This window comes from Parahaliea maris (genome assembly GCF_008064665.1).
GTDB lineage: Bacteria > Pseudomonadota > Gammaproteobacteria > Pseudomonadales > Halieaceae > Parahaliea > Parahaliea maris.
On the sequence record NZ_VRZA01000002.1, the window covers coordinates 386,239 to 404,354 of the forward strand.

At 62.8% G+C, this 18,116-nt stretch carries 17 protein-coding genes; 11 read left to right on the forward strand and 6 right to left on the reverse strand.

The genetic code is table 11. From position 1 onward, the window contains the following. Window positions 1–84 precede the first annotated feature (84 nt). The 3 genes from FV139_RS06105 to FV139_RS06115 all read right to left on the reverse strand — a co-directional run bounded on the left by FV139_RS06105 (window position 85) and on the right by FV139_RS06115 (window position 4,939). Complete coding sequence (locus FV139_RS06105) at window positions 85–2,853, reverse strand: valine--tRNA ligase (RefSeq protein ID WP_148067370.1); 2,769 nt, start codon at window positions 2,851–2,853, stop codon at window positions 85–87. A gap of 164 nt (window positions 2,854–3,017) precedes the next feature. Then, complete coding sequence (locus FV139_RS06110) at window positions 3,018–3,449, reverse strand: DNA polymerase III subunit chi (protein WP_148067371.1); 432 nt, start codon at window positions 3,447–3,449, stop codon at window positions 3,018–3,020. After that, the gene (locus FV139_RS06115) at window positions 3,446–4,939 is read right to left on the reverse strand and encodes a leucyl aminopeptidase (protein WP_148067372.1); all 1,494 of its coding nucleotides are present in this window, start codon (window positions 4,937–4,939) and stop codon (window positions 3,446–3,448) included. The genes FV139_RS06110 and FV139_RS06115 overlap by 4 nt, the downstream gene beginning before the upstream one ends. 92 nt (window positions 4,940–5,031) lie before the next feature. On the opposite strand from FV139_RS06115, the gene lptF reads away from it, so the two are divergent. Continuing rightward, window positions 5,032–6,147 (forward strand): LPS export ABC transporter permease LptF, encoded by a 1,116-nt coding sequence (lptF, locus tag FV139_RS06120; protein ID WP_148067373.1) that lies wholly within the window; start codon window positions 5,032–5,034, stop codon window positions 6,145–6,147. Next, a complete protein-coding gene (lptG, locus tag FV139_RS06125; RefSeq protein WP_148067374.1) occupies window positions 6,134–7,195 on the forward strand; it encodes an LPS export ABC transporter permease LptG in 1,062 nt (353 codons plus the stop codon). Before lptF ends, lptG begins: the two co-directional genes overlap by 14 nt. Here lptG and FV139_RS06130 read toward each other — a convergent pair whose 3' ends face one another. After that, window positions 7,196–7,669: an RDD family protein gene (locus tag FV139_RS06130; RefSeq protein ID WP_148067375.1), complete on the reverse strand. Its 474-nt coding sequence runs from the start codon at window positions 7,667–7,669 to the stop codon at window positions 7,196–7,198. It abuts the gene before it with no gap. A gap of 91 nt (window positions 7,670–7,760) precedes the next feature. On the opposite strand from FV139_RS06130, the gene FV139_RS06135 reads away from it, so the two are divergent. After that, window positions 7,761–8,438: a response regulator transcription factor gene (locus FV139_RS06135; RefSeq protein WP_148067376.1), complete on the forward strand. Its 678-nt coding sequence runs from the start codon at window positions 7,761–7,763 to the stop codon at window positions 8,436–8,438. A gap of 15 nt (window positions 8,439–8,453) precedes the next feature. Further along, window positions 8,454–9,824, forward strand: coding sequence for a sensor histidine kinase (locus tag FV139_RS06140; protein WP_148067377.1), 1,371 nt, complete (start codon window positions 8,454–8,456; stop codon window positions 9,822–9,824). A 14-nt stretch (window positions 9,825–9,838) separates the two neighbouring features. Here the strand turns inward: FV139_RS06140 and FV139_RS06145 are convergent, their stop codons facing one another. Then, complete coding sequence (locus FV139_RS06145) at window positions 9,839–10,720, reverse strand: hypothetical protein (protein ID WP_148067378.1); 882 nt, start codon at window positions 10,718–10,720, stop codon at window positions 9,839–9,841. Window positions 10,721–10,834: 114 nt separating this feature from the next. On the opposite strand from FV139_RS06145, the gene FV139_RS06150 reads away from it, so the two are divergent. The 3 genes from FV139_RS06150 to trhO all read left to right on the forward strand — a co-directional run bounded on the left by FV139_RS06150 (window position 10,835) and on the right by trhO (window position 13,256). After that, a complete protein-coding gene (locus FV139_RS06150) occupies window positions 10,835–11,872 on the forward strand; it encodes an AraC family transcriptional regulator (protein WP_235898564.1) in 1,038 nt (345 codons plus the stop codon). Window positions 11,873–11,976: 104 nt separating this feature from the next. After that, window positions 11,977–12,306, forward strand: coding sequence for a BolA family protein (locus tag FV139_RS06155; RefSeq protein WP_148067379.1), 330 nt, complete (start codon window positions 11,977–11,979; stop codon window positions 12,304–12,306). After that, window positions 12,300–13,256, forward strand: a complete 957-nt coding sequence (gene trhO, locus FV139_RS06160) for an oxygen-dependent tRNA uridine(34) hydroxylase TrhO (protein WP_148067380.1) — start codon at window positions 12,300–12,302, stop codon at window positions 13,254–13,256. The genes FV139_RS06155 and trhO overlap by 7 nt, the downstream gene beginning before the upstream one ends. Before the next feature lie 40 nt (window positions 13,257–13,296). Here trhO and FV139_RS06165 read toward each other — a convergent pair whose 3' ends face one another. After that, window positions 13,297–14,046 (reverse strand): trypsin-like serine peptidase, encoded by a 750-nt coding sequence (locus FV139_RS06165; protein WP_148067381.1) that lies wholly within the window; start codon window positions 14,044–14,046, stop codon window positions 13,297–13,299. 151 nt (window positions 14,047–14,197) lie between these two features. Here FV139_RS06165 and FV139_RS06170 point away from each other — a divergent pair, with 151 nt between their 5' ends. The 4 genes from FV139_RS06170 (at window position 14,198) to FV139_RS06185 (ending at window position 18,080) form a co-directional block, all read left to right on the forward strand. Then, a complete protein-coding gene (locus FV139_RS06170; RefSeq protein WP_148067382.1) occupies window positions 14,198–15,058 on the forward strand; it encodes an SDR family NAD(P)-dependent oxidoreductase in 861 nt (286 codons plus the stop codon). Window positions 15,059–15,235: 177 nt separating this feature from the next. Next, window positions 15,236–16,441, forward strand: coding sequence for an acyl-CoA dehydrogenase family protein (locus FV139_RS06175; protein WP_235898565.1), 1,206 nt, complete (start codon window positions 15,236–15,238; stop codon window positions 16,439–16,441). A gap of 24 nt (window positions 16,442–16,465) precedes the next feature. Further along, window positions 16,466–17,299, forward strand: a complete 834-nt coding sequence (locus FV139_RS06180) for an alpha/beta fold hydrolase (RefSeq protein WP_148067383.1) — start codon at window positions 16,466–16,468, stop codon at window positions 17,297–17,299. Further along, complete coding sequence (locus FV139_RS06185) at window positions 17,292–18,080, forward strand: fumarylacetoacetate hydrolase family protein (RefSeq protein WP_148067384.1); 789 nt, start codon at window positions 17,292–17,294, stop codon at window positions 18,078–18,080. Before FV139_RS06180 ends, FV139_RS06185 begins: the two co-directional genes overlap by 8 nt. The last annotated feature ends 36 nt before the right edge of the window (window positions 18,081–18,116 follow it).

Here is an 18,116-nt window from a genome sequence, read left to right on the forward strand (position 1 = left end):
TTTTATTATTCCCCGCCGCCCAATGCCACGGGGTTGTGAAACCCTTGTTACCGAGGTCGATGCTGCGCCGGCTATACCGGCGCCTCACATCTGCGCTATACGCTGCTCCTGTTCCCGGAGCTTGGACAGCGCCTGTTGCTGGGCCTGCTGTTTTTCGCGTTCCTTGGCGACAACAGCCTCGGGGGCTTTGTCGACGAAGGCGGCATTACTCAGTTTGCCTTCGATGCGCGACAGCTCTTTTTCCAGCTTTTCAATTTCCTTGGCGAGGCGCTGCAGTTCCGCTTCCCGGTCGATGAGATCTGCCATCGGCACCAGGATTTCGAGATCACCGACCAGTGCCGTGGCGGCCACCGGTGCGTCTTCGCCTTCAGCCAGGAACCGGATGGATTCCAGCCTGGCCAGTTTTCTCAGGGCGGCGGCATTTTGTTCCAGTCTGGATTTATCGCTCTCGTCGCCGTTCCTGAGCATCACCGTGAGAGCCTTGCCGGGCGGGATGTTCATCTCGCCTCTTATATTTCTCACGCCCACGATGACGCCTTTGAGCCATTCTATATCCGCGTTTGCGGCGCTGTCCACGCTTTCACCCTCACTGATTGGATAGGGCTGCAGCATGATGGTGGCGCCGTTCTTGCCCGCCAGCGGGGCCACGGTTTGCCAGATTTCCTCGCTGATAAAGGGCATGAAGGGGTGCAGCAGGCGCATGGAGGCCTCCAGCACGCGAATCAGGGTGCGCCGGGTGCCGCGCTTGGCGGCCTCTGAAGCGTCGTCATCCCACAACACCGGCTTGGACAGTTCCAGGTACCAGTCGCAGTATTCGTTCCAGATGAATTCGTACAGTGCCTGCGATGCATGGTCGAATCGGTAGGACTCCACCGCCTGCGCCACCGCGGCCTCGGTTTTCTGCAGCTGGCCAATGATCCAGCGGTCCGCCAGGCTCAGTTCCACCTCGCTATTGCCGGCCTGGTCGCAGTCCTGCCCCTCGCAATTCATCATCACGTAGCGGGCGGCGTTCCATATCTTGTTGCAGAAATTGCGGAAGCCCTCGATGCGGCCGATATCAAAGCGAATATCGCGGCCGGTCGACGCCAGCGAATAATAGGTGAAACGCAGGGCGTCGGTACCGTAGGCGGCAATGCCCTCCGGGAACTGCTTGCGCGTCGCCTTGTCGATTTTTGCGGCCAGTTGCGGCTGCATCATGCCCGAGGTGCGCTTGCTCAGCAGGGATTCCAGGTCGATCCCGTCGATCAGGTCGATGGGGTCCAGCACGTTGCCCTTTGACTTGGACATCTTCTGGCCTTCGGCATCCCGCACCAGCCCGTGGACGTACACGGTGTGGAAGGGGACTTCCTGACGGAAATGCAGGGTCATCATGATCATCCGGGCGACCCAGAAGAAGATAATGTCGAAGCCGGTTACCAGTACCGAGCTGGGGTGGAAGGTGGCCAGTTCCGGGGTCTCTTCGGGCCACCCAAGGGTGGAGAAGGTCCACAGGGCGGAGCTGAACCAGGTGTCGAGGACATCTTCGTCCTGGCGCAGGCTGACGTCTGCGCCGAGGCTGTTTTCGCTGCGTACGGCGGCCTCGTCCTCGCCCACGTAAATGTTGCCGGCGTCGTCATACCACGCCGGAATGCGGTGCCCCCACCACAGCTGGCGGCTGATACACCAGTCCTGGATGTCGCGCATCCAGGCGTAGTAGGTGTTCTCCCACTGCTTCGGCACGAACTGGATGTCACCGTTCTCCACCGCCTCGATGGCGGGTTTTGCCAGGGTCTTGGCGTCCACGTACCACTGGTCGGTGAGGTAGGGCTCGATGACCACACCGGAGCGATCCCCCCGGGGTACCTTGAGGGTGTGGGGCTCGATCTTGTCCACCAGGCCCAGGGCTTCCAGGTCGGCCACCACGCGCTTGCGCGCCTCGAAGCGGTCGAGTCCCCGGTACGCATCAGGCACGCTGTCGTTGAGGGCGGCGTCGTCGGTCAGGATGTTGATCATGGCCAGGTTGTGGCGCTTGCCCATCTCGTAGTCGTTGAAGTCGTGGGCGGGGGTGATCTTCACGCAGCCGGTGCCGAATTCGCGGTCCACGTAATCGTCGGCGATGATCGGGATTTCACGTCCGGTCAGGGGCAGGGTGATGGTCTGGCCGACCAGTGCTGCGTAGCGCTCATCCTCCGGGTGTACGGCCACGGCAGTATCACCGAGCATGGTTTCCGGGCGGGTGGTGGCCACGGTCAGGTGGCCCTCGCCGGAGGTCAGCGGATAGCGGAAGTGCCAGAGGGAACCCTGCTCTTCTTCGGAAAGTACCTCGAGGTCGGACACGGCGGTGTGCAGGGCCGGGTCCCAGTTGACCAGGCGTTGGCCGCGGTAGATCAGGCCTTCTTTGTACAGTCGGATAAACACTTCCTGCACCGCCTTGCTCAGGCCCTCGTCCATGGTGAAGCGTTCACGGGACCAGTCCGGCGACGCGCCCAGGCGGCGCAGCTGCTGGGTAATCTGTCCACCGGACTGCTCCTTCCACTCCCAGACCTTTTCGATGAACTTGTCGCGGCCGAGTTCGTGACGGTTGGTGCCCTGGGCTTCCAGCTGGCGTTCCACCACCATCTGGGTGGCGATGCCGGCGTGATCGGTGCCGGGTTGCCACAGGGTGTTGTCGCCGCGCATCCGGTGGTAGCGGATCAGGGCGTCCATGATCGCTTCCTGGAAGCCGTGGCCCATGTGCAGGCTGCCGGTGACATTGGGGGGCGGGATCATGATGCTAAAAGCGGATTCACCGCCCTGGGGCTTGAAGTAGCCCCTGGCTTCCCACTCCTGGTACCAGCGGGTTTCAATGTCGGCGGGTTGGAAGGTCTTGTCCATGAAAAATGCGATCCGGGCGAAGTCAGGGTATGTGTAAAACGGGTGTCGGCTGCGGCGATCAGGCCCAGGGGCACCGAGTCGCCCGGCAGGGCCGGAAAAAGAGCGGAATTATACGCGCTGGGCCCGGGCTGGGCCAGCCATTGGTGGGCTGGGAATGGGCGCCGTTAGCGCCCGGCCGGCAGGTCGTGTTTTTCGAGCTGGTAGCCGCGCTCCTTGTAATAGCGCCAGCTCTGGCGCAGGGCCTGCAAGGCATCCGGTTCCTGGGTGACCACCTCGGCGACCCGGTGGAAGCGGCCGAAGAACCCCGGGATTTCCAGCTGCAGGTTGATCAGCAGGTCGTCGTGATCGGTCGGCTCCTGGCCCCAGCCGATGGCGATCAGGTCGCTGTCGGGGCTGCCGCAGAGGCCGTGGGGCAGAAAGCTGCTGGGCCGGAACGACCACAGCAGCTCGTCGAGCTGCTGTGCCTGGGCTTCGTTCACCGCGTTGATGAAGATGCGGTGTCCCTGGGCGAAGGCCTTGTCGGCGAGGCGCGCTGCCACGTACAGGCGCTCCACCTCGCCGGCGGCCTGCACGACATAAAACCCGACCCGGGTCATGCGGACGCAGCGCGTTCCTGCAGGTAGCGGGTCAGTAGCGGTACCGGACGTCCGGTGGCGCCCTTGGGTGTGCTGTCCCAGGCCGAGCCGGCGATGTCCAGGTGGGCCCAGTCGTAGTTCTCGGCAAACTTGGACAGGAAACAGGCCGCGGTGATGCTGCCGCCACCGGGTCCGCCGATGTTGGCGAGATCGGCGAAATTGCTGGCGAGCTGCTTGTGGTAGTCGTCCCAGAGGGGCATCCGCCAGGCGCGATCCCAGGTCTGCTGGCCGGCGGTCAGCAGCTGGTCGGCCAGTTCGTCCTTGTTGGCATAGAGGCCGGAGGCGTGGGAGCCAAGGGCGACGACGCAGGCGCCGGTCAGGGTGGCGATGTCCACCACCGCAGCGGGCTTGAAGCGCTCGGCGTAGGTCAGGGCGTCGCACAGTACCAGGCGGCCCTCCGCATCGGTGTTGAGGACTTCGATGGTCTTGCCCGACATGGAAGTCACCACGTCGCCGGGTTTGGTGGCCCGGCCGCTCGGCATGTTTTCCGCCGCCGCCACGATGCCTACCACGTTGAGGGGCAGTTCCAGGTCGCGCACCGCCTGCATGGTGCCGAATACCGAGGCTGCGCCGCCCATGTCGAACTTCATTTCGTCCATCTTGGCACCCGGCTTGAGGGAGATGCCGCCGGTGTCAAAGGTGATGCCCTTGCCCACCAGGACGTAGGGCTTGTCCTTCGCCTTGCCGCCCTTGTACTCCATCACGATCAGCTTGGCCGGCTGGTCGCTGCCGGCAGAGACCGACAGCAGGGAGCCCATGCCCAGCTCCTGCATTTTTTTCTCTTCGAGCACACTGGTGGACAGCTTCTTGTGTCCCCGCGACAGGCTGCGTGCCTGCTGAGCGAGGAAGGTCGGTGTACAGATATTGCCCGGCAGATTGGCCAGGTTACGCGCCAGGTTGACGCCGTGGCCGATATGGCTGCCGCGGTCCAGCGCCCCCTGGGCCCTGGCGGTGGCCAGGGCCTTGCCGGGGTTGACGCCCAGCTTGCGCAGCGCCAGGGCTTTCTTGGGCTTGCTGACCGTTTTGGTGTAACGGTAGGCGCTCTCGATGAGCTGCCGGGGCAGTTGCTCCAGTACTTCCTCGACGTCGACTTTGGCATCGGCGAGATCGCCGAGGTGAATCACTGCGTCACTGGCGCCACTTTTGTTGAGGCGGCGGTAGAGGGCGGCAGTGACCTCACGGGCCGTACTCTGGTCGAACTTGTCGATGGGGCCAAAGCCGAGCAAGAGCACGCGCTGGGCATTGCCGAGCCCCGTCAGCATGCTGCTTTGCCCTACCTTGCCCTCGAAGTCGCCGAGTTTGACGACAGCGGTAACCGCGCCGTCGCTGGCTTTGTCGAAATCCTGTGCCGCTGCGGACAGGGTTTTGCCAAACACCGGCACGATGGCGCATTGGGTTTTGCCCTTGGTTGCATCGGCGCTCTGGCGAGCGGTAAAAGTAATCGAGGTCATCGGGGTTCCTTGCTTCGCATCGTGTCGCGGTAGTGTATGATGTCGGGCGCCCAAACTGAACCGAGCCGCATTCTCCTCACGCCCTCCAGACGATGAAAATCCTGCGCTATCTAACCCGGGACGTCCTCACGCACATGCTGGCGGTGAGCTTTGTCCTGCTGGTGGTGATATTCAGCGGTCGCTTTGTGAAATACCTGGCAGAGGCAGCAGTGGGTGACCTGGCGGCCGACATCCTGTTGCCGGTTATGTTTTTCCGCCTGCCGGGTTTCCTGGAGTTGATTGTACCACTGGGCCTGTTCATCGGCATTCTGATGTCTTACGGGCGGCTCTATGTCGAGAGCGAGATGGTGGTGCTGAGCGCCTGTGGGGTGAGCCCGGCGCGGCTGGCGGCCTACACCATGGTGCCTGCCTTCCTGGTGGCTGTGCTGGTGGCCTTGCTCAGCCTGCTCATTACCCCGCTCGGCGCGGCCCGTTCCGCAGAGCTGCTGCAGGACCCGAGTTCCTCCCAGGGCTTGCAGTCGCTGGCCGCCGGCCGTTTCCAGCGCCGCCGCAGCAGCGACGTGGTCAGCTATGCCAGCGATATCGACGCCGGCACCGGGGTTATGCACTCGGTGTTTCTCTCCCAGGGCAACGCGCGCAACGGCGAAAATTCCCGCATGGTGGTGACGGTCGCCCGAGAGGGAGAGGTGCGGATGGACCCGGAAAGTGGCGCCCGCTACCTGGAGTTACGCGACGGCTATCGCTACGAGGGCATGCCGGGCTCGCTGGATTACCGGGTCACCCAGTTTGCCCGTTTTGGCGAACTGATCCCGGAGCCGGAAGGCGGTATCCGCACGGCCGCACCGGTGGACGGGCGCTCGACCCGCGCTCTGCTGCAGTCGCAGGAGCCCCAGGATGTCGCGGCCCTGCACTGGCGTTTATCCCTGCCTGTCATGGTACCGATTGTCGCCCTGATCGCCCTGTGCATGAGCCGCACTGATCACCGCCGCGGCCGCTATATCAAAATGGCACCCGCCTTTCTGCTCTACATTGGCTATCTGCTGCTGCTGACCAATGCCCGCTCCGCGGTAGAGGAGGGCAAGACGGGTATGCTCGGCGGATTCTGGGCAGTCCATCTGGGCTTTCTGCTGCTGGGGCTGGGTATGTTGTTTGGTGGCGACCTGTGGTCGCGCTGGCGCTATCGGAGGCAGTTGCGTGCGCAGGCTTGACCGTTACCTGGGCCTGACGGTGGTGGCGTCCACCGCGCTGGTGCTGGTGGTGATCGTGGGGCTGGATGCCATGGCCTCCTTCATCGACGAGTCCGGGGATATCTCGGACAGCTACACCATGTTGGAGGTCCTGCTCTACGTGCTGCTGACCATTCCCGGGCGGTTGTACGAGTTCACCCCCTTTGCCGCCATGATCGGTTGCCTGGTGGGCCTGGGGCAGCTGGCTTCCAGCAGTGAGCTGGTGGTGATGCGAGGGGCGGGAGTATCCATAGCGAGACTGGTGTGGATCGTGATGAAGCCCACCCTGGCCATCGCCCTGGTGGCCTTCCTGCTCGGGGAATACGTCGCCCCGCGGGCCGAGCAACTGGCCCAGAGTCGCCGCGCGATCGCCCAGAACCCCGGCGAAGGTGTTGCCGGCCGACACGGGCTGTGGAACCGGGAAGCCGACACCTTCCTGCATTTCAACGCCCTCGATCCTGACGGTGAAGTGCTCGGCGTGGTGATGCTGCAGTTTGACCAGCGCTTGCAGTTGAAATCTGCCCTGCGCGCCCGGCGCGCCAACTTCGCCGGGGATCACTGGGTGATGCACGAGGTTGTGCGGACTGATTTCACCAGCTGGCAGACGACTCACAATACCTATGAAACCCTGCGCTGGGATACCGCAATTACCCCGGAACTGCTGACCATGGAGGTGGTAGAACCCGACCAGTTGCCCCTGGTGGACCTCTACCGTTACAGCCGCTACCTGGCGCAACAGGGGCTCGACGCCGAAGATTTCGAATTGGCCATGTGGAGAAAGCTGCTACAGCCCCTCGCGGTGGCCGGGCTGGTGTTGGTGGCCATTTCCTTTATTTTTGGCCCCCTGCGTGATGGCACCCTTGGCTTCCGCATTTTCGCCGGAGTCCTCGTGGGCATCGTGTTCCAGACCAGCCAGGACCTGCTCGGGCCGGCCAGCCTGGTCTTTGGCTTCTCTCCGCTCTATGCCGCCCTGTTGCCGATACTGGTGTGCTTTGGCGCCGGCTTGCTGCTGCTGAACCGTTCGCAGTAGTCAGGCGGCGGGTTCAGCCGCTTTTCCTTTTTTTTTCCTGGGCGGCTTGTCCACCAGCAACAGTTCGGTACCGGAGAGGTAGTCGTGCCAGTAGCGGCCGCGACGGTCGAACAGGCACCACCAGTAACCCATGCCGAGACAGGCGGCGGACAGGAGGGCGCCCAGGCAGCGGCGCACGGACTGGCTCCAGCCCGGGGCGCTACCGTCACTCGCCACCAACTTGATGCGCCAGGCCTGCATGCCCAGGGTCTGGCCGCTCTTGAGCCAGAAGGCGCTGAAAAAGCCGATCACCGTCACCAGGGCAATGAGTTGCACCAGTTGCGGATGCAGGGGCTCGGCATCGCCTCTGGCGATCGCGCCGTGCAGCGCCATGGCGATTCCCACGTTGAGCATGATCAGCGGCAGCACCAGGAAAGTGTCGTACACCATGGCGATGAGGCGGCGGGGCAGGGCAGGGGGGCGAGATTCAGGCATGGCGGAATTCTAGCGGTCGGATTACCGAATTGTAAATTGAGCCGTATTCCGGCCCCGTGCTACATTCGGCGCCCATTGGAGGGAGTATTGAATGAAAGTCCTGCTTGTCGAAGACGACCCGTCAGTCGGTAGCTTTATTGCCGGGGAGCTCAGTGCTGCCGGCTACGACTGCCTGTTGCAGGATGACGGTGAGCAGGGTCTGGCGGCGGCCCTGGAAGGCAACTTTGACGTGCTGGTGGTGGATCGCATGCTGCCCGGACGCGATGGACTGTCGATCGTACAGGTGCTCCGCGAGTCAGGGGATACCACTCCGGTGCTGGTGCTGAGCGCCCTGGGCGATGTCGAGGACCGGGTCGAGGGCCTGCACTGCGGTGCAGACGACTACCTCACCAAGCCCTTCTCCATGGCGGAACTGCAGGCGCGGCTGGAGGTTTTGCACCGGCGCGCCAGCACTTCCAGCGATGCCCCCACCCGGCTGCAGGTAGCCGATCTGGAGATGGACCTGCTGACCCAGGAAGTCCGCCGCCAGCAGGTCAGCATCACCCTGCAACCCCGGGAGTACAAGCTCCTGGAGTACCTGATGCGACACGCGGGGCAGGTGGTTACTCGCGCCATGTTGCTCGAGCATGTGTGGGGTTATCACTTTGACCCACAGACCAACGTGATCGACGTGCACGTATCCCGACTGCGGCAGAAGATCGATCGCGATTTCGATACGCCCCTGCTGACAACCGTTCGCGGCGCCGGCTATCGCCTTGGCGCAGACTGACGCGGGATAGCGCCCATGCGCGTGCTGCAGGTCATCAATTCCCTGACCTTCCGCTTCATTCTGCGGTATGTCATTGCCCTGGTGGTCTCGGTATTTGCCGTACTGAGCCTGCTGTACACCTACCTGAGCTACGGCTACTTCACCGGCCTCACCGACAGCATCAATGACGAGCTCGATACCCTGCAACTGGTGTATCGCGGCCAGGGTATCAATGGCCTCAGGCAATACGTCGGCGACCAGATCAGCGCCCCGGCGGGCGCCAGCTTCTCCTATCTGCTGACCAGCCCCGAGGGTGACAAACTGGGTGGTGACCTGCCGTCCACCCCGCGCTATCGGGAGTTCACCGAGGGCTGGCTGGCCTTTCAGGAATCGCTCCTGCACCGTGGCGAGACCTCCGATGTGGATTTCATCGCCCGCTCCCGCCGGCTGGATACCGGCCTCAACGCCCTGGTGGCCTACAACTTTGCCGCGGTGTCCGAGAGTGGCGCCGTCGTATTCGGCACCCTGTTGTGGGCGATGATTGCCACCCTCATTCTGGGAATCATTGGTGGTTTTTTTGCCGCCTCGTTTGCCATGCAGCGGCTGGAGGACTTCAGCCAGCGCCTGTCGCGCATCGTGCGCGAGAATCCGGCCGAACGGATGCCGATGAAAGGAGAGGAGGGCTACCTGCGGGAGATGTCCCTGGTCACCAATCGCATGCTGGACCAGATGAGCCAGTTGATGCAGGGCATCAAGCTGGTGTCGGACAATATCGCCCACGATCTGCGCACGCCGCTGACCCGTATCCGCAACCACCTGAACCAGTTGCGCGACGGGCTGGAGCCGGAGCGTCAGGAAGCGGTGGACCGCGTGATCGAGGACTGTGATGACCTGCTGGCGACCTTCAATGCGCTGTTACGCATATCCACCCTGGAGAGCGGCAGCCGCAGCGCGCCGGAAACCCGGGTCGACCTGGGTGGGTTGCTGGCGGATGTCGTGGAGTTGTACGAGCCGCTGGCGATCGACAAGGGCGTTGAATTGAACCTGGATGTGGCAGGCGAGCACAGTGTGCGCGGTGATAACGACCTGCTGTTCCAGCTGTTTGCCAACCTGGTGGACAACGCGATCAAATACACACCTGCCGGTGGTGTCATCGCTGTCAGGGTCGGCGCCGGTGAGGTTGCAGCGGGACACCGTATTGTGGTGGCGGACAACGGGCCGGGCATTCCGGTCACCGATCGCAAAAATGTCTTCCGCCGCTTTTACCGCCTGGAGGCCAGTCGCGGCAAGGAACCCGGGCATGGCCTGGGGCTCAGCCTGGTGATGGCGATCGCCCATTACCACCGGGGCACCGTACAGCTGGCGAGCAATCGCCCCGGCCTGAAGGTGATCGTGGAGCTGCCCTGAACGCCCGGGATACCTCAGGGTTTGTCCACAGACAGGTGGCTGGTATCCGGTGCGTTGACGGGATCCTCCTTCCGATATTGGCTTTCCAGTAGTTCGCTGCCCGCCGGTGCGACCTCCATGTCATCGAGGTTGAGCTCGGGGGGCTCCGCGGGAGGCGCCGCACAATCACTGAAGTCACTGCCCTCTGGGGCCAGGTCGATGGCGCTGGTGTCCGGGGCGGGCACGTCGGTATCGCGCGGCAGGTTGGGAATGGTTTCACCGGTGGCGGCCACGCTCAGGTGGCCGGTGTCCGGTGCTGCCGGTGGCGGTGGAGGTTCCTCGGAAAGGCGTTCGCCAGCCGCTGCCAGCGACAGGGCGGAGGTGTCCACGTCCCTGTGCACCGGCTGGGCGCGCTCCTGTGGGCGCAGCACGTCGCTGCCAGGGGGGCTGAGTTCGAATGGACCTTCCCCGGCTTCCGCCTGGGCCGTACTGGCTTCGGTTTCCGCGCCGGCAGCCGGCTGTGGCTGGGCCCGGGGTTCGGAGAGAGGTCCGGAGGGAGGTTCGGCAGGAGCCTGGTCGCCGGTCAGTGCAGCCAGTCGTTCGGCCATGGTCATTGGCGGGGCGTCAGCCGGAGCGGATTGCGCCGCGGTCGGTGGCGATTCCGGGCCTGCCGCCGGGTCTGTTGCTGGCAGGCGTTTGATCACCGGTTTGGCGCCCGCCCGTTCCAGCGCCTGCTTGAATTTCACTGCGGTGGCTTTGTCGCATTCGCGCTTGATCAGCTGCGCCTTGCCGCTGAACAGTTTTGCCAGGGTCTGCTCATCGGCCTTGAACAGGGCCTGCACACGCTGGCGCACGGTCGCACTGTCCTGTCCGGGTAGTACTTCTCCGGCAAAATATACGTTATAGAGTGGTTCCATTCCTGCTCCCCCGCGCTGGAACTGTCGTCGCAGTATAACGCGCCAGCCGCTGCTCACAACGCGGCCTGAGGTCTGCTAGTATGGGCCCCCCTTGAACAAGGACTGCTGTCCACGATGAGTGACCGGGTTCCCACACGTTTTGTGCGCAGCCTGTTGCGGCTGGTTTACGATCACGGCCACGATTTTTCCGCGGTACTGGCAGATGCCGGTCTCGACTTCAACCCGCTGGAAGAGGACGCGCCCGGGTACCGCGCCGAAGTGAGCGCCATGCAGTACTCCCGGGTTTACCAGCAGGTATTGCGACGGCTGCAGGATGAAACGTTCGGCGTGGCCGATAACGGCCTGGCGACCCCCGGCGCTTTCCGCATGATGTGCTATTGCATCATCGCCTGCGATACCCTCGGTCAGGCGATCCAGCGGGCGGCGGAGTTCTACCGCACTTTCTTCGATGAACGCAGCCAGCTGTACGCCAACTTCTCGGAGCCGGTGGCCCGGGTGGGTTATCGCCGTTTCCAGCCTCCCCAGGCAGGTCAGGTCGGGGCCATGGAGGCCTATGGGCTGTCGGTCTGGCACCGCTTTTTTGGTTGGCTCTGCGGCCGCCCGATCGAACTCAAGCGGGTGGATTTCAAGGGCGCTGCACCGCAGCGGATGGACAAGTACGAAGCGCTGTTCTGTGCCCCCCTGTATTTCAACCAGAGTTCGGACCTGCTCTATTTTGACAGCGCCTGCCTGTCGTGGCCGGTGGTGCACACCGAGCACTCCCTGCAGGAATTCCTGCGCACCGCGCCCTACCAGTTGCTGATCATGGATGTCGATCCCGGCAGCGATAACCTGGCGGCCCAGGTGAAGGCCATGATCGGACACGACTTCAGTGAAGGGTTCCCCAGCTTCGAAACCATCAGCTCGGCCCTGAACATGTCTGCCCCCACGCTGCGCCGCCGACTGAAGCGGGAGGGCACGACCTTCCAGCAGATAAAGGACGACGCCCGCTGTGACGCGGCCCGCCTGCACCTGGGGCGGCCGGAGCTCTCCATCAACGAGGTCGCCCTGCAGCTGGGCTTTACCGACCCGAGTGCTTTTCACCGCTCCTTCAAGAAATGGACCGGTCAAACCCCCGGCCAGTACCGCGCCGGGCAACGTAAACTCGCCTGACTTCCAGCGGCGGGTGTATGGAGAGCGCCCGCGGCGGGTGTATAGAAAGCCCCCCTCTGCGGTATAATTAGGCCCCATTTTTTGCTGTATCCCCGGAGAGTCCCTTGCAGGTACAGGCGCAGATAGAGAGCACCCTCAACGAGGCCCTTGCCCCCACCTTTCTCGACGTGGCGAACGAGAGCCATATGCACAGCGTGCCGCCCAACTCGGAAACCCATTTCCGGGTAGTGGCCGTGAGCGAGGCCTTTGCCGGCCAGCGCAAAGTCGCCCGCCACCAGCGCATCTACGCGCTGCTGGCAGAGCAACTGGCGGGGCCAGTGCACGCCCTGGCGCTGCAGCTTTACACGCCGGGTGAGTGGAGTGAGCGCGAGGAGCAGGTGCGCCCTTCGCCGGAATGCCTCGGTGGCAGCAAGGCTGAGGAGCGCAAATCGTGAACGTTGTTGTTGCCGCCCTGTACAAGTTTGTAGGCCTGCCAGACTTTCACGAGCTGCGTGAGCCCCTGCTGGATACCTGCATTGCAGCCGGCGTCAAAGGCACGCTGCTGCTGGCCGGGGAGGGGATCAACGGTACGATCGCGGGAAGCCGCGAGGGCATTGATGCGGTACTGGCCTTTCTGCGCGCCGATCCGCGGCTGGCAGATATTGAACACAAGGAATCCTTCGACGATCACATGCCGTTCTACCGGATGAAGGTCAAGCTCAAGAAGGAGATTGTCACCATGGGTGTCCCGGGCATCGATCCCAATGCCCGGGTGGGGACCTACGTGGCGCCCGGGGACTGGAACGCCATCGTCAACGACCCCGAGGTCCTGCTGATCGACACCCGCAACGACTACGAATACGGGATTGGCACTTTTCGTGGCGCGGTTGACCCGCATACGACCACCTTCCGCGAATTCCCCGATTATGTCCGGCGCGAACTGGACCCGACAAAACAGCGCAAGGTGGCCATGTTCTGCACCGGCGGGATTCGCTGTGAGAAGGCCTCCGCCTTCATGCTCAACGAGGGTTTCGAGGAGGTGTACCACCTGCAGGGCGGCATTCTCAAGTACCTCGAAGAGGTGCCCGAGGGTGAGAGCACCTGGGAAGGGGAGTGCTTCGTTTTCGATAATCGCGTGGCTGTGAATCACCAGTTGGAGAAGGGGCAATACGACCAGTGTTACGGTTGCCGGCACCCCATCACGGAGCAGGACAAGCTTTCGCCGAAGTACGAAAAGGGCGTCTGTTGCCCGGGCTGTTACGACAACCTGAGCGATGACCAGAAAGCGCGTTTTGCCGAGCGCCAGAAACAGATAGAGCTGGCTGCTGCCCGCGGTGAAGCCCATGTCGGCGCGGCCCCTCCCGCCCGGCAGGAACCCCACCCCGAGCAGGCCGAGGGTTATTGACCCACGGGTTCAGGGGTAGGTCCATTCCCTGTGCGGGGCGCTAGAGGTGCGGTAGCAGGGCACTTCTGAATATGCCGACGGGGATGTAACGGCTGAGGCCGTCACCATCACCCTGGGATATCACGCCGGCCAGGCTAGGGGTGCCATCCCGGGAAAGCTGGATGACCGCTCCTCCTGACGCTCCCTTGTAGGCTTTGCAGTCACTGTCGGTATAGCCCGAGCCCGGCTCGCCGCCGGTTACCCGGCATTGCGGGTCGTACGTGAGCCGTGTGCCGCCCTTGCCGAGCCCCGTATCACGGCTGTAGCCGGCCATGAGCAGCGGTTCTTTATCCGCCACAGCGCCCACTTCCAGGGCCGGAGCCTCTCCCCTGGGCACCGGGCGCTGCAATTTCAGTATCGCCCAGTCGGCGTCAATATCGCCGCCATCGGCGACCTGTCTCGCCTCGATTTCCACTGGCTGATCGTCTGCGTCAACGACCTGGAACAGGATGCGCTGGCTCAGGTCTTCGTAGTATTCCACGCAATGCCAGGCGGTCACGATGGTATCGGCTGCCCGGTCGCTTGCTCCTCGCACCAGCGTGGCACTGCAGCGTTCGGTATGGTGCCGCCGTCTCCCTTCTTCGTAACGTATCCCCGGAACGGTCAGCCTGCCGACCGCGCGCAGCCAGTCGGGGGATACGCCCGCCTGAAAGGTTTGTCGCGGGTCATTATCGTCCTCTGCCGCGAGCAGGGCGCTACCGGCTGGCAGCAGGAGCGCGAGCAAAAAGGTGCGTAAGTGACGGAATGGCAAGGTATTTCCTCGCGTGGCTCAACTTATTGTGCCCCCGGCGACCGGCCCGGGTTGGCCGCCCCGGGGCTGGGCAGTAGGATGGCCCCGGATACTAGAACAGAGCTTCTCCGCGGTAAAGCGCGGGTGGCTGCAGCACAGGACGGGAGACAGTATGCCTGAGGCGAATCAAGTGGTGGTGGTGACCGGGGCCAGTCGCGGCGCCGGTAAGGGAATCGCCGAAGCACTGGGGGCCACTGGCGCCACAGTTTACGTGACAGGGCGGACCGTCGAGGAGGGATCGGCTGATCTCCCCGGCACCGTGGCTGCTACCGCCGAAGCGGTGAACCGGGCCGGAGGAGTGGGGATTGCCGTCGCCTGCGATCACAGTGACGACGCCCAGGTAGAGGCGCTGTTCCAGCGAGTGGCCGAGGAGCAGGGAAGACTGGATATCCTGGTCAACAACGCGACCTATGTTCACGATGCCCTGGTCCAGGCCGGGCCATTCTGGGAGAAACCCCTGTCATTGACCGACATCTGGGATGTCGGTATGCGTTCACACTATGTGGCCAGCTATTACGCCGCGCCCCTGTTGTTGCGCAGCGATGCTGGCCTGGTGGTTAATACCAGTTCCTTTGGCGGGCGCATCTACATGCACGGGCCCGCCTATGGCGCCGGCAAGGCCGCCGTCGACAAGATGGCCCACGATATGGCGGTGGACTTCAGGCCCTACAACGTTTGCGTGGTCTCCATCTGGATGGGCTTGCTGCTGACCGAGCGCACCCGTCGGGTGTTCGAAGCCGAGCCGGACAAGTACGCCGATCTGGCGGCTACCGCCGAGCACCCGCAGTTTACCGGTCGAGTCATCGCCGCCCTGGCGCGCGATCCGGCGCGAATGGAGAAGTCCGGCCGGGTGCACATCGGTGCCGAACTGGGGCAGGAGTACGGCGTGAGCGACCTCGAAGGCCGGCAGCCCCCGTCGCACCGGGCTTTCTTCGGTCCGCCCACGGAATTCGGGGATGCCGTTGTGGAGTAGCGCCCGCGGCGGTTGTGTAAAGCGCCTGCGGCGGTCCTGTAAAAAGCACCGATAACCCAAATAGAGGATGTGCAAGGCCCCGCAGAACGCTTTAATCAGCAGCGAAAATACAGAACAGGACCCGGTCCATACCCTTAACAATCGACCGGAAGAAGTTGACCAACGCAAGGTATAGCCATGAACGGTATAGCGATGAACGCCTACGGACTCGAATCTCCCCGCGCCCAGGAATTGATAGCCGCCGCCAGAGCCATGGGGCCCGCCCTGCGGGAGCGCGCTGCCCAGTGTAAGGCGGAACGCAAGGTTCACCCCGATACCATCGCCGATTTCCACGAGGCGGGTTTTTTCAAGATCCTGCAGCCGGAACAGTGGGGTGGCTACGCCATGGATCCCCAGGTGTTCTACTGTGTGGGCCTGGAGATTGCACGCCACTGTATGTCCAGCGCCTGGGTGCTGGGCGTGGTGGCGGTCCACAACTGGCAGCTGGCGGTGTTCGATGACCAGGCTGCCCGGGACGTCTGGGGTGAAGATCCCTCTGTATTGATTTCCTCCTCCTACGCCCCGGTGGGCAAAGTAGAGGTTGTGGATGGCGGCTTCCGCCTCAGCGGGCAGTGGAGTTTTTCCTCCGGCTCGGAACACTGCGAGTGGGCCTTCCTTGGCGCCGTGGTGCCGACCCCCGAAGCCCCCTTCGATATGTCCAACTACCGCACTTTCCTTGTTCCCCGCAGCGACTACGAAATTGTCGACAACTGGGATGTCGTCGGTCTGCAGGGTACCGGCAGCCACGATGTACGGGTGGACGGCGCATTCGTGCCCGAGCATCGTACCCACCGTTCCATGGACGGCTTCCTGTGTGAAAACCCGGGCAATGCCGTCAATGACGCGCCGCTGTATCGCCTGCCTTTCATGCAGGTGTTTGTGCGGGCCGTGTGTACCGCAACACTCGGTGCACTCGAAGGCTCGCTGGCGCAATATATCGAGGTCGCCAAAACCCGTCGCGTGGGTCCCATGAAGATGAGCGACGATCCCTTTGCCCGCCAGCTTGCGGCGGAAGTCAAAGCCTCCATCGAGGAGATGAAGCTCACCATGGTGCGTAACTTCGACGCCATGATGGACTGCACCCGGGCCGGCAAGCCCATCCCGGTCGAGGACCGGGTGCGCTACCGCTACGATTCCGCGGTGGTCGCCGACCGCTGCGTAGAGCTGTCCGGCAAAATGCTCAAGGCGGCCGGGAGCAGCGGCATACGCAACGGTAGCGACCTGCTTGCCAGTCACCTCGATATCCTGGCCAGCCAGGCTCACGTGGCAAACCACGTCAATCCCTTCGCTATCAACTTTGGTGGCGTCCTGTTCGGCTCTGATAACGCCGACTACGCTATCTGATGTCCCGAGAATAAGGAGAATGCAATGGGAATGATTGGACGCCTGCCAGAGGGCAATTACGCAGACTGCGCCAATGGCTACCGCATGCACTACCTGGATGAAGGTGAGGGAGAGGTGGTGGTGTTCCTCCATGGCTCCGGTCCGGGTGCGAGCGGCTATAGCAATTTCAAGGGTAACTTTCCCTCCCTGGTGGAGGCGGGGTATCGCTGCATCGTTCCCGATCACATCGGCTACGGCTTTTCCGACAAACCGGACGATGTCGACCACCCCCTGTCCTTTTTTGTTGAGTGCATCAAGCAAACCCTGGACGTGGCTGGTGTAGAGCGTTGCACCATCGTGGGCAACTCACTGGGAGGCGCCATCGCCCTGGGCCTGGCGCTGGATTATCCGTCGCTGGTGGAAAAACTGATTCTCATGGCGCCCGGTGGGCTCAGCGAATTGCCCCAATACCAGCAAATGCCGGGGATGCAGAAGGTATTCAAGGTTTTCGGTTCCGGCGAACCAGTCACCCACGAGGTGATGAAGGATTTATTCGCTACCGGACTGATGTACGATCCGGCTTATGCCACCGACGAACTGGTCGAAGAGCGCATGCAGATCATGCAGATCATGAATGGCCACTGCATGGCGACCATGCAGGTGCCGGTGCTGACTTCCCGGCTGGGCGAGCTCGAGTGTCCGGTACTCGGGTTCTGGGGTATGGATGAGCAGATGATGCCAGAGAACGGAATCATGGCCATGGCAAAAAACATCAAACACTTGCGGCTCATCCTGGTGACTGAGTGTGGCCACTGGGTCATGGTCGAGCACGAGGGCATGTTCAACCGCGCCTGCCTGGACTTTCTGCAACATGGATAAGCAACGCATAGCCGAACTGGGCGATGAACTGTATCGAGCCCTGCGTGAGGGGGGCACCCTGGCGCCGCTGACAGATCGCGAGTCCGACATCACCATCGACGACGCCTACCACATCAGCCTGCATATGCTGAACCAGCGGGTGGAGCGGGACGGTGAAACCGTAGTGGGCAAGAAGATCGGTGTGACCAGCGCACCTGTGCAGGAAATGCTCGGTGTGTTCCAGCCGGACTTCGGCTTTCTCACCGACGCTATGGTCTACCCCGACGGCGCGGACATTCCCGTTGCCGGCAATCTGATCCAGCCCCGTGCGGAAGGGGAAATTGCCTTCCGCCTGAAAAAAGACCTGCAGGGCCCGGGGGTTACCGAGGCAGATGTGCTGGACGCGACCGAATCCATCATGCCCTGTTTCGAGATCGTCGATTCGCGCATTGACGACTGGAAAATCAAAATCCAGGACACCGTGGCCGACAATGCCTCCTGCGGTGTCTATGTCCTGGGCCAGAATGAAGTGGACCCCCGGGAATTCGATCTGCCCAATCTGAAAATGACCATCTGGAAGAACGGTGAATTCCACAGCGAGGGTCTGGGCAGTGCGGTGCAGGGTAACCCCCTCACAGCGGTGGCCTGGCTGGCCAATACCCTCGGCGAGTTCGGCATACCGTTTCGGGCCGGCGAAGTCATTCTGTCCGGTTCGCTGGCACCGCTGATTCCCGTGGTGGCCGGCGACGAAATGCGCCTTGAGATAGAGGGCATCGGCGGCTGTGCCTGTCGCTTTGTCTGAACAAACCGGACCGGGAAAACGGTTCCATACAAGCTA

What these genes read in the sequence shown, in the direction of transcription:
- FV139_RS06145 (WP_148067378.1), bottom strand. Translation starts at nt 10,720, where the DNA reads ATGGAACCACTCTATAACGTATATTTTGCCGGAGAAGTACTACCCGGA.
- FV139_RS06150 (WP_235898564.1), top strand. Translation starts at nt 10,835, where the DNA reads ATGAGTGACCGGGTTCCCACACGTTTTGTGCGCAGCCTGTTGCGGCTG.
- FV139_RS06115 (WP_148067372.1), bottom strand. Translation starts at nt 4,939, where the DNA reads ATGACCTCGATTACTTTTACCGCTCGCCAGAGCGCCGATGCAACCAAG.
- FV139_RS06130 (WP_148067375.1), bottom strand. Translation starts at nt 7,669, where the DNA reads ATGCCTGAATCTCGCCCCCCTGCCCTGCCCCGCCGCCTCATCGCCATG.
- FV139_RS06105 (WP_148067370.1), bottom strand. Translation starts at nt 2,853, where the DNA reads ATGGACAAGACCTTCCAACCCGCCGACATTGAAACCCGCTGGTACCAG.
- FV139_RS06140 (WP_148067377.1), top strand. Translation starts at nt 8,454, where the DNA reads ATGCGCGTGCTGCAGGTCATCAATTCCCTGACCTTCCGCTTCATTCTG.
- FV139_RS06110 (WP_148067371.1), bottom strand. Translation starts at nt 3,449, where the DNA reads ATGACCCGGGTCGGGTTTTATGTCGTGCAGGCCGCCGGCGAGGTGGAG.
- FV139_RS06135 (WP_148067376.1), top strand. Translation starts at nt 7,761, where the DNA reads ATGAAAGTCCTGCTTGTCGAAGACGACCCGTCAGTCGGTAGCTTTATT.
- lptF (WP_148067373.1), top strand. Translation starts at nt 5,032, where the DNA reads ATGAAAATCCTGCGCTATCTAACCCGGGACGTCCTCACGCACATGCTG.
- FV139_RS06175 (WP_235898565.1), top strand. Translation starts at nt 15,236, where the DNA reads ATGAACGGTATAGCGATGAACGCCTACGGACTCGAATCTCCCCGCGCC.
- FV139_RS06180 (WP_148067383.1), top strand. Translation starts at nt 16,466, where the DNA reads ATGGGAATGATTGGACGCCTGCCAGAGGGCAATTACGCAGACTGCGCC.
- FV139_RS06170 (WP_148067382.1), top strand. Translation starts at nt 14,198, where the DNA reads ATGCCTGAGGCGAATCAAGTGGTGGTGGTGACCGGGGCCAGTCGCGGC.
- FV139_RS06185 (WP_148067384.1), top strand. Translation starts at nt 17,292, where the DNA reads ATGGATAAGCAACGCATAGCCGAACTGGGCGATGAACTGTATCGAGCC.